The organism is Streptomyces lonarensis, from assembly GCF_012033735.1.
Lineage (GTDB): Bacteria > Actinomycetota > Actinomycetes > Streptomycetales > Streptomycetaceae > Streptomyces > Streptomyces lonarensis.
In genome coordinates, this window is record NZ_JAAVJD010000199.1 from 1 (window position 1) to 9,781 (window position 9,781).

At 76.8% G+C, this 9,781-nt stretch carries 7 protein-coding genes; 3 read left to right on the plus strand and 4 right to left on the minus strand.

Annotation, left to right across the window (positions count from 1 at the left end):
* The first annotated feature begins 299 nt into the window (after positions 1-299).
* Entirely contained in the window at positions 300-3,989 is a 3,690-nt protein-coding gene (locus HCN56_RS19895) for a condensation domain-containing protein (protein ID WP_167973094.1), read from the plus strand.
* Positions 3,990-4,196: 207 nt separating this feature from the next.
* On the opposite strand, the gene HCN56_RS19900 is transcribed toward HCN56_RS19895, so the two are convergent.
* The 3 genes from HCN56_RS19900 to HCN56_RS19910 are packed head-to-tail and all read right to left on the minus strand — an operon-like array spanning position 4,197 to position 6,975.
* Positions 4,197-4,925: a response regulator gene (locus HCN56_RS19900; protein ID WP_167973096.1), complete on the minus strand. Its 729-nt coding sequence runs from the start codon at positions 4,923-4,925 to the stop codon at positions 4,197-4,199.
* On the minus strand, positions 4,922-6,136 hold the full coding sequence (macS, locus tag HCN56_RS19905) for a MacS family sensor histidine kinase (RefSeq protein ID WP_376770898.1): 1,215 nt from the start codon (positions 6,134-6,136) through the stop codon (positions 4,922-4,924). Before macS ends, HCN56_RS19900 begins: the two co-directional genes overlap by 4 nt.
* Before the next feature lie 47 nt (positions 6,137-6,183).
* Positions 6,184-6,975 carry a lysophospholipid acyltransferase family protein gene (locus HCN56_RS19910; protein ID WP_167973106.1) on the minus strand — a complete coding sequence of 264 codons (792 nt, stop codon included), beginning with the start codon at positions 6,973-6,975 and terminating at the stop codon, positions 6,184-6,186.
* A gap of 312 nt (positions 6,976-7,287) precedes the next feature.
* Here HCN56_RS19910 and HCN56_RS19915 point away from each other — a divergent pair, with 312 nt between their 5' ends.
* On the plus strand, positions 7,288-8,049 hold the full coding sequence (locus HCN56_RS19915; RefSeq protein WP_167973098.1) for an alpha/beta hydrolase: 762 nt from the start codon (positions 7,288-7,290) through the stop codon (positions 8,047-8,049).
* On the plus strand, positions 8,046-8,837 hold the full coding sequence (locus HCN56_RS19920; protein ID WP_167973100.1) for a hypothetical protein: 792 nt from the start codon (positions 8,046-8,048) through the stop codon (positions 8,835-8,837). The genes HCN56_RS19915 and HCN56_RS19920 overlap by 4 nt, the downstream gene beginning before the upstream one ends.
* A 75-nt stretch (positions 8,838-8,912) precedes the next feature.
* Here the strand turns inward: HCN56_RS19920 and HCN56_RS19925 are convergent, their stop codons facing one another.
* The gene (locus HCN56_RS19925) at positions 8,913-9,641 is read right to left on the minus strand and encodes an endonuclease/exonuclease/phosphatase family protein (protein ID WP_167973102.1); all 729 of its coding nucleotides are present in this window, start codon (positions 9,639-9,641) and stop codon (positions 8,913-8,915) included.
* Positions 9,642-9,781: the final 140 nt, after the last annotated feature.

The following is a 9,781-nucleotide window of genomic DNA, read 5'->3' on the forward strand; positions in this document are numbered from 1 at the left end:
GTCGCCACGACGGTGCGGCGGCGTCGCCGTGTCCCGGCGCCGCCCGGCCCGGGCGCGGCCGCTGCCGTGGGGGTGCCCGTCCGGGTGCCGGTGAAGCTGCCGGTCGCTCTGCCCACCGTCGGGGGCACCGCTCCCTAGCGTTGTCGTCGGGGCCGCAGCGCCACCCGCGCCGCCCCCGACCCCCTAACCCGCACCGCCCCCGCACCGCCCCCGCACCGCCCCCGCACCGCCCCCGAACCGACGGTGCTGCCGCCCGGCGCCGGAACCGCCACCGCCCCTGTCCGTCTGGAGGACGTGATATGACCGCAACCGGCCAGCCGGTGACCGTGCCCGCCCCGGAGAGAACCGCCGGCGGCCCCGTGCCGTCCGCGGTGGTGGACGGCGGGCCTGCCCCCGTCGTCGCCTCCGTCCTGGAGCAGATCGTGGCGCGGACCCTCGCTGACCCGTCGCACCCGGCGGTGGAGCACGGCGGAACCACCCTCAGCTACGGGGAGTTGGCGCTGGCCGTGGCGCTGCGCGCCGAGGAGCTGACGGCGGCGGGCGCCGCCCCCGGCCGGCTGGTGGCGGTCTGCCGCCCCCGCTCGGTGGAGACCGTGGTGACGCTGCTGGCCGTGCTGCGCTCCGGCGCCGCCTACCTCCCGCTGGACCCGACCGCACCCGAGGCCCGCACCGCCGCCATCCTCGGCGACGTCTGCGGCGCGCAGGCCCCGTCGGTCGCCGCCGTCGCGGAGGCCGGCGCCGTGGTGCTGCCCGGGCCGGGGGTGGCGCCGAGCGCCGCCTACGTCGTCTATACCTCCGGCTCGACCAGCACCCCCAACGGCGTCGTCGTCGGCGGCCCCGCGCTGGCGCAGTTCGCCGCGGGCGCCGCCGAGCGCTACGGCGTCACCGCGCGGGACAAGGTGCTGCAGTTCGCCCCCCTCCACTTCGACGCCAGCGTCGAGGAGTTGTTCGTGACGCTCACCGCGGGCGCCACGCTGGTGCTGCGCGAGGAGGAGCAGCTGGACGCCGCGGAGCTGCTCGGCGGCTGCGCGGAGCGCGGGGTCACCGTGCTGGCGCTGCCCACCGCCTACTGGCACGAGCTGACGTACTGCCTCACCGGTGGTGAGGTGCGGCTCCCGGAGGCGATCCGGACGGTGGTCATCGGCGGTGAGGCCGCTCTCCCCGAGCGCGTCGCCCAGTGGAACGCGCTGGTCGGCCCGGAGGTCCGGCTCTTCAACACCTATGGCCCGACCGAGGCGACCGTCGTCGCCACCGTCGCCGAGCTGACCGGTCACACCGGCGGCGCCGTCCCGATCGGGCTGCCGCTGGCGGGCGTCCGCGCCGCTGTGGTGGACGGGGAGCTCTGGCTGCTCGGTGCCGGTCTCGCCGAGGGCTACCTGGGGCGGGAGGAGCTGACCGCCGCGCGGTTCACCTCGCTGGCCGGCGAGCGCGCCTACCGCACCGGTGACCGCGTGGTCCTGCGGGAGGACGGCCTGCTCGGCTATCTGGGGCGCGTCGACGGCGAGTTGAAGATCAACGGCCACCGCGTCGACCCGGGTGCGGTGGAGTCGGTGCTCAGCGGCCACCCCGCCGTGCGGGAGGCCGCGGTGGTGCCGCAGCAGACCTCGGGCGGCGCCACCCAGCTGGTCGCCTTCGTGGTGACCGGCCCCGAGGGGGACGCGGCGCCCGTCACGGAGGAGGAGCTGCGGGACCGGGCGGCGGCGGAGCTGCCCCGCGCCGCCGTCCCGGGGCTCGTCGCGTTCGTCGGGGAGCTCCCCCACACCTCCTCCGGCAAGATCGACCGTCGCCGCCTCGCGCAGCTGCCCGCGCGCGCCGGGCGGGCCGCAGCGGCCGCGGCACCGGCGGCACGCCGCGACACCGAGGGGCTGGTGCGGTTCGACGAGGAGGTGCTGCCGGCGGAGGACCGGGTGCCGCTCTCCTTCGCGCAGCAGCGCCTGTGGTTCATGAACCGGCTGGAGGGGCCGTCGCCCGCCTACAACGTGCCGGTGGTCCTCGCCTTCGACGGTGTGCCGGACGCGGTCGCGCTGGAGGAGGCACTGCTGGACGTCGTGGAGCGCCACGAGTCGCTGCGGACCGTCTTCCCGGCCCCCGACGGCGAGGCCTACCAGCACGTGGCCGCCACCCCGGACCGGCTGCTCACCGTGCGGGAGTGCGGCACCGCGGAACGGGACGGCCTGGTCGAGCAGTTCACCGCGCAGGGCTTCGACCTGGCGGCGGAGCTCCCGCTGCGCGCCCGCCTGTTCGTGCCCGACGCCGGGGGCGCCACGCTGGTGCTGCTGATGCACCACGTCGCCACCGACGGCTGGTCGCTGCCGCCGCTGATGCGGGACCTGGACACCGCCTACCGGGCGCGGAGCGACGGCGGCGTCCCGCAGTGGGAACCGCTGCCGGTGCAGTACGCCGACTTCTCGCTGTGGCAGCAGGAGGCGCTGGGCGACCCGGAGCGGCCGGACTCGGTCGCCGGGCGCGAGATCGCGTTCTGGCGGTCCGAACTCGACGGGCTGCCACCGGTGGTGGAACTGCCGCTGGACCGGCCGCGGCCGCTGGAACCGACGCACCACGGCGCCACCCTCGGCGCCGCGCTGGACGCCGAGGCGCACGACCGGCTGCTCGCCCTCTGCTCCGACCACGGCGCCTCGCTGCTGATGGGCGTGCAGGCGGCGTTCGCGGCCGCGCTGCACCTGGCCGGCGCCGGCCCGCAGATCCCCCTCGGCACCCCGGTCGCCGGCCGCGCCGACGAGGCGCTGCACGACCTGGTCGGCTTCTTCGTCAACACCCTGACGCTGCGCACCGACCTCTCGGGCGACCCCGACCTCACGACGCTGGTGGAACGGGTCCGCGACGGCAACCTCGGCGCCTACGCCCACAGCGAGCTGCCCTTCGACCTGCTGGTCGAGCACCTCAGCCCGGCGCGCTCGCTCGCCTGCCACCCGTTCTTCCAGGTGACGGTGGCGGTGCAGCGCGACACCGGCGCCGCCCTCCCGCTCGGCGGGCTCCGCGCCGTGCTGGAGCCGGCGGGTCTGAACTCGGCCCAGTTCGACCTGGCGCTGGTCGCCGTGGACGAGCGGGCCGACGACGAGCGCCCCGCCGGGCTCCACCTCTGGCTCCAGTACAGCGCCGACCTCTTCGACGCCGGAACGGTGCAACTGCTGCTGGACCTCTGCCTCCGCGTGCTGCGCGCCGCCGGAGACCGGCCGGCCGAGCCGCTGTCGGCGCTGGGGCTGCTGACCGAGGAGGAGCGCGCGGCGCTGGACGCCCGCCGCGCCGCGCTCGCGCCGTTCTGGCTGCGGCTGCGGCCCCGGCACCCGCTGCTGCCCGACGGGCCCGGGCGGACCCCGCACCGGCACGACCGCGTGACGGAGACCGCGACGGCCACGGGGGCGGGGACGGAGGTGCTGGTGGTCGACGCGGAGGACGCCTTCACCGCGATGCTGGCGCACGTGCTGCGCGCCACGGGGCGCGCGGTGCGGGTGGTCCCGGTCGGGCGGCTCACCGACGGGCTGCCGCAGGACCACCGCGGGCCGGTGGTCCTCGGCCCGGGGCCGGGCGACCCCGCCGACCCCGACGACCGGCGCATCGGCGCGCTGCGCCGGCTCGCCACCGGGCTGCTCGCCCACCACGGCGGCGGCGTGGTGGGGGTCTGCCTGGGGCACCAGCTGCTCGCCACCGCCCTGGGGCTCGCCGTGGAGCGGCTGCCCGCACCGGCACAGGGTGTGCAGCGGGAGGTGGAGCTGTTCGGCCGGCGGGAGACCGTGGGGTTCTACAACTCGTTCACCGCCCGCTGCGACGACGAGACCGCCGCCGAACTCGCCGCTCACGGCGTCACGGTGGCCCGGGACACGGACGGCACGGGGGTGCTCGCGCTGCGCGGCCCCGGCGTCGCGGGGGTGCAGTTCCACCCCGAGTCGGTGCTGACCCTCGACGGGCCCCGCATCCTCGACGAGCTGCTCACCGCGGCGGCCCGCCGGGGCGGGGTGCCCGCCCGCTGAGCTGAGAGCGTGCGTGAGACCCGCGCCGGATCAGCTCACGGCGTCGGACGCGGTCAGCCGCACGGCGGAGGGCCCTCGTACCGGCTCGTCCGCGGGCGTCTCCGACGACGCAGCAGCCGGCCGTGACCGGCGGCGGCGCGGGCCCGGCACGGGGCCCCACACGCTCCGGGCCAGGGCGCGAGCGCGCGGACGCGGGACCGCCCGGCCTCAGTCGTCCGTCAGACCCCGCTCGATGGCGAACCGCACCAGCTCCACGCGGTTGTGGAGCTGGAGCTTGCCGAGGGTGTTCTGCACGTGGTTCTGGACCGTCCGGTGGGAGATCACCAGCCGTTCGGCGATCTGGCGGTAGGTGAGCCCCTTGGCCACCAGCCGCAGCACCTCGGTTTCCCGATCGGTCAGCTGGGGCACGGCGTCCGCGGCGGCCTCCGGCCCCGGACGGGTCCCACCGGACGCCAGCCGCCGGTACTCCCCCAGCACCAGTCCGGCCAGCCCCGGCGTGAAGACGGGTTCGCCGGCGGCGGTGCGCCGCACCGCGTCCAGCAGTTCCCCGGCATCGGCGGACTTCACCAGGTAGCCGGTGGCACCGGCCTTCACCGCCTCCAGGACGTCCTCCTGCTCCCCGCTGGCGGAGAGCACGAGCACCTTCGGCGCGGCGGCGCCCGCCGCGCCCGCCAGGCGGCGGCAGACCTCCGCCCCGGGCAGCCCCGGCAGGTTCAGGTCCAGGACCAGGACCTCCGGGCGGGCCGCCAGCGCGCGGCGGACGGCCTGCGGGCCGTCGCCGGCGGTGGCGACCACGTCGAGCCCGGCGGCGGCCAGGTCGCGTGCCACGGCGTCGCGCCACATCGGGTGGTCGTCGACGACCATCACCCGCAGGGCCTGTGCAACCCCGCCCTCGTCGGCCTGCGGCGTCCCGCCGGCCGCGCTGATCCCACTCATCGCTTCGGCACCTTCAGTTCGACCTCCGTCCCCTGGCCCGCGACCGACTCCCAGGTCGCGGTGCCCCCGATCTCCCGCAGCCGGCCGCGGATCGACAGCGAGACCCCCATCCTGCCCTCGGCCTCCGCGGCGGCGAGCCTGCCGGGGGCGATACCGGGACCGTCGTCGCGCACGGTCACCACGACCTCCCCGGGTTCGTCCTCCAGCAGTATCCAGGCGCGGCCACCGCTGCCGTCCGGTCCGCCCGCGTGGTGCCACACGTTGTCCAGGGCCGCGCCGACGGCCGCGTCCAGCTCACGGGCCGTGCCGGCCGGCAGCGGCACCCGGCCGGCGGGGGCGGAGAAGGTGACCCGCGCGGCCTCCCGGCGGGCCAGCAGCGCGCGCAGGTCCGTCTCGCCCTCGTCCGCCCCCTCCTCCACAGCCCGGTGGCCGGGCGCCGCGGGGTTCGGTGCGCAGCGGGGGGCGGGGAGCGCGTCCGCGCCGGGCGGGGGGCCGCCGTGGATCAGCCGGCGCAGCGCCTGTTCCTGCTCCTCCGCGAGCCGTCCCAGTTCGACGGCGGCCGGGTCCTCGGCGTCCGCCCGGCGCCGGACCATGGTGAGCACCTGCAGCACCCCGTCGTGGATGTCGCGCGCCAGCCGCTCCCGCTCCCGGGTGGCGGCCTCGATCCGCAGCGCGCGGGCGAGGGTGCGCTCGCTGGCCCGCGCCACCTCCACCACGTAGCCGATGGCGATGGAGGCGAGCCACACCAGCAGCACGTTGTGCACCGTGGCGCGGCCGAAGCCGGCGGTCGCGAGGTTGGCGGCGCCGACGACCGCCGACGCCACCGCGGCCCAGCGCCAGCCCGCCTTGACGGCGAAGGCCAGCACCGAACCGGCGACCCAGACGGAGGGCAGCGTCGGGGTGACCGCGTCGGCCGGGTCGGCGACCGGGCTGAGCAGGATGCCCGCCACGGCGACGGTGAGATCCCCGGCGAGGAACGCCGGGGTGCAGCGGTCCGCACCGAGCGTCCGCCGGATGGTCAGCGCGGTCCAGACCACCAGCACGGCGATGTAGCCGACCGCCACGCCGGGGCGGCCGCTGTCGGTGTAGTCGCCCCACGCCAGGACCAGCAGTCCGACGGCGTAGGCCGTGGTGATCGCCCGGTAGCCCGTCAGCGCCCGCCACAGCGGACGCTCCACGGACATCGCGGCTTCCTCCCGCTGCTCGGGCACCGCCACCCTCCCCGCCCCGCGCCTCCCCGGCGCGTCCTCGCCACCGGTCAGGCCGGCGGCGTCTCCCGCTTGCGCTCGGCGCGCTGCTCCTCCAGCCGGTCCTGCTCCGCCCGCTCCCAGGAGCGGCGCTCGGCCTTCTCCGCCCGCTCCACCTCGGCCTGGGCCTTGGCGGCCTCCTCAATCTGGCGCTTGGCGGCGGTGGCGTAGATGTCCACGTACTCCTGGCCGGAGAGCTTCATGATGGCGTACATGACCTCGTCGGTGATGGAGCGGAGGATGAACCGGTCGCCCTCCATGCCCTGGTACCGCGAGAAGTCGAGCGGCTTGCCGAACCGGATGCCGGGCCGCAGCAGCTTGGGCATCACCTTGCCGGGCGGCTGGATCTTCTCGGTGTTGATCATGGCGACCGGGATCACGGGCGCTCCGGTGGCCAGGGCGACGCGCGCGAGCCCGCCGGGCTTGCCGCGGTACAGCCGGCCGTCGGGCGAACGGGTGCCCTCGGGGTAGATCCCGAACAGCTCGCCGCCCTCCAGCACCTGGATGCCGCTGGCGATCGCCGCCTCACCGGCACCGCGCGCCCCGGAGCGGTCGACGGGCAGCTGACCGACCCCCTTGAAGAAGGCGGCCGTCAACCTCCCCTTGACCCCGGGGGTGGTGAAGTACTCCGCCTTGGCGATGAAGGTGACCTTCCGGTCGAGCACCGCCGGGAGGAAGAACGAGTCGGAGAAGGAGAGGTGGTTGCTCGCCAGGATCGCCGGCCCCTCCGAGGGGACGTGCTCCCTGCCCTCCACCCAGGGGCGGAAGGCGACCTTGAGCCCCGCCCCCACGGACATCTTCATCGTGCCGTACAACACCCCGGAAACCTCCTGTGTTCTTCCGGGCACGACCTTACTGGGCTTTCGGCCCGGCGTCGGCGTCCGTACGGCAGTCGGACTGCCGGGGCCCGGGGGTGGACGCGTGGGCGGCCTCTCTGCCGAAGAGGGCGCGAACGTTCTAGGGTGAGGGGGCACCGCACCGCGCATCACCGGGTACCCGCAGCGGGACCCCGGGCACCACCGTCCGCCGGTGCGTCCGGCGGTGCCGTGCCGCTCGGAGCGGGCGGCACACCCCGCCGCACGGGCACCGCCCAGGCCACCGATCGGAGCCGCCCCATGCCGCTCGTCCCCGGCACCGAACCCTTCTCCCGCGAGGGCTCGGCCACCGGCATCCTGCTCTGCCACGGGTTCACCGGGAGCCCGGCCTCGCTGCGGCCCTGGGCCGAGCACCTCGCGGCGCGCGGGCACACCGTCTCGCTGCCGCTGCTGCCCGGCCACGGCACCCGCTGGCAGGAACTCCAGCGCACCGGCTGGCAGGACTGGTACGGCAGCGTGGACCGCGAGCTGAGACTGCTGCGGGACCGCTGCGAGGAGGTCTTCGTCGTCGGGCTCTCCATGGGCGGGGCGCTCGCGCTGCGACTCGCCGCCCGGCACGGCGACGCCGTCGCCGGGGTGGTGGTCGTCAACCCCGCCGTCACCTTCCCCCGGGTGAAGGGCTGGGCGCTGCCGGCCCTGCGCCACCTGGTGCCCACCACCCGGGGCATCGTCGACGACATCGCCCGCGGCGGGGTCGCCGAGGGCGGGTACGACCGGGTCCCGCTGCACGCCGCCAACGCGATGCGGCAGCTCACACGGCTGCTGCGCGGGGACCTGCCCCAGGTGACCCAGCCGCTGCTGGTGCTGCACAGCCGGGTGGACCACGTGGTGCCGCCCTCGGACTCCGCCGTGGTGCTGGGCGCGGTGTCGTCCACCGACGTCACCGAGATCGTGCTGGAAGACAGCTACCACGTCGCGACGTTGGACCATGACGCGGAGCGCATCCACCAGGAGACCGATGCGTTCATCAGCCGGCTGACGACACGGGAAGGCCGTACGTGACGGAACGTGACAAGGAGCGCGGCGACGGCCGCGATCCGCTCGACGAGGAAGCGGCCTGGGCGCAGATCGTGGCCGGTTACGGCGAGACCCCCCGGGCGCCCGGGGACACGACCGAGCCGCCGGAGGAGACCGCCCGGCGGGAGGACGGGGAGGACGCTCGACAGGACGACCGAGCGGACGACGCCCGGTCCGAGGACGACCGGGACGGTCCCGTTCCCGGGGTGTGGCACCCGGACGCGGTGCCGGACCACGGCGCGGGCGGCTCCGGCGGCCACGGAAGCAGCGGCGACCGGGTCACCGGCGGTGACGACGGTCCGGTGGGCTCGGACGCCGACCGCGGCGCCGACGGCCCCGGCGACGGCGAGCCGGGCGACGGTGACGCGCGCACGGCAGCGGCCGGCGACGGGGCGGCGGCCGGGGCAGGGGCCGGGGCAGGGGCCGGCACGGCGCTGCCCGGTGAGGTCAACCGGCTGGACGCCCACGGCCAGTGGGAGGGGCCCGGGCCCCGCGACTGGGCGCCGGAGGAGGAAGAGGGCGAGGGCCGCTTCGTTCCGCCGGAGCCGCCCCCGCTGCCCGAGACCGACATGATCACCCGGTTCGCGTGGCTCGGCGTGATCGGCGGTCCGGTACTGCTGGTGGGCTGTGCGGTGCTCGGGGTGGACCTGACGTGGTGGCTCACCACGGCCGGGGTCGGCGGGTTCCTCGGCGGCATGGCCACCCTGGTGCTCGGGATGCGGGACGACCCGGACGACGAGTGGACCGATCCGGGCAGCGGCGCCGTCGTCTGACCGACGGTCGGCGGCGCGCGGGCGGCAGTGGCCGGCCCCGCGCCGCCGACCGCGGGTCCGCCACAAGCGTGCCGTTCAGGGCGTGCCGTTCACCGGTTCCCCGACCCGCAGCACGGCGAGCACCGGCAGGTGGTCGCTGGCCGCCCGCAGGTCGGCCCCGGTCGGGCCGCCCGCCCCCGGCGACGGGACGCCGCAGCGCAGGAACTCCACCCCGGGCCCCGCGAGCACCGCGTCGATGGAGCGGTCGGGCGCGGCGGCGGGGAAGGTGAGCCGCCCGTCGATCGGTGCCTCGTCGAAGCCGTCGCGCAGCGTCCGGCCGAGCACGATCCTGGCGGGGCCGCCCGGGCGCTCGTTGAGGTCCCCGGCGAGCACGAGCGGCGCGCCCCGGGCCAGTTCGGGCAGCCGCTCCCCCAGCAGGCGGGCGTGGCGGCGGCGTTCGGCGGCCGCCAGGCCGAGGTGGCAGGCGGCTACGGCGACGCGGGCCCGCCCGAGCCGCAGTACCGCCAGCGCCACCGCCCGGCGGTGCAGCCCGGGGGTCGGCGGCAGCGGCAGGTCGACGGCGTGCTCCACCAACGGCCGCAGCGTGGTGAGGACCGCGACGCCTTGGGCGGGGGCACCGCCGGCGACGAGGTGGAGGCCGGTCGCCCGGCCGAGCACGGCGGTGCGGTGCCGCCAACGGACGAACCGCGGTGCCTCCTGGAGGCAGACCACGTCGGGGGCGGTCGCGCGGATCACCCGTGCCAGGGCGGCGGTGTCGTCGCGCAGCGAACGGACGTTGTAGCTGAGCAGGCGCAGCTCGGACATGTGGCGACTCTAGGCCGCGCGGGACCGGCCGGCCCGCACCGCGCCGCTGGGAGGTGGCATCCACGGCCGGCCGCCGGCCCGCCCGTGGCACGGCCCGCCCCCGGCACGGCCCGCCCGCCGTACCGTGGGGGGTACGGGGG

Excerpts from the sequence above, each read along its gene's own strand:
- HCN56_RS19895 (WP_167973094.1), top strand. The coding sequence starts at position 300 with ATGACCGCAACCGGCCAGCCGGTGACCGTGCCCGCCCCGGAGAGAACC.
- HCN56_RS19900 (WP_167973096.1), bottom strand. The coding sequence starts at position 4,925 with ATGAGTGGGATCAGCGCGGCCGGCGGGACGCCGCAGGCCGACGAGGGC.
- HCN56_RS19910 (WP_167973106.1), bottom strand. The coding sequence starts at position 6,975 with ATGAAGATGTCCGTGGGGGCGGGGCTCAAGGTCGCCTTCCGCCCCTGG.
- HCN56_RS19915 (WP_167973098.1), top strand. The coding sequence starts at position 7,288 with ATGCCGCTCGTCCCCGGCACCGAACCCTTCTCCCGCGAGGGCTCGGCC.
- HCN56_RS19925 (WP_167973102.1), bottom strand. The coding sequence starts at position 9,641 with ATGTCCGAGCTGCGCCTGCTCAGCTACAACGTCCGTTCGCTGCGCGAC.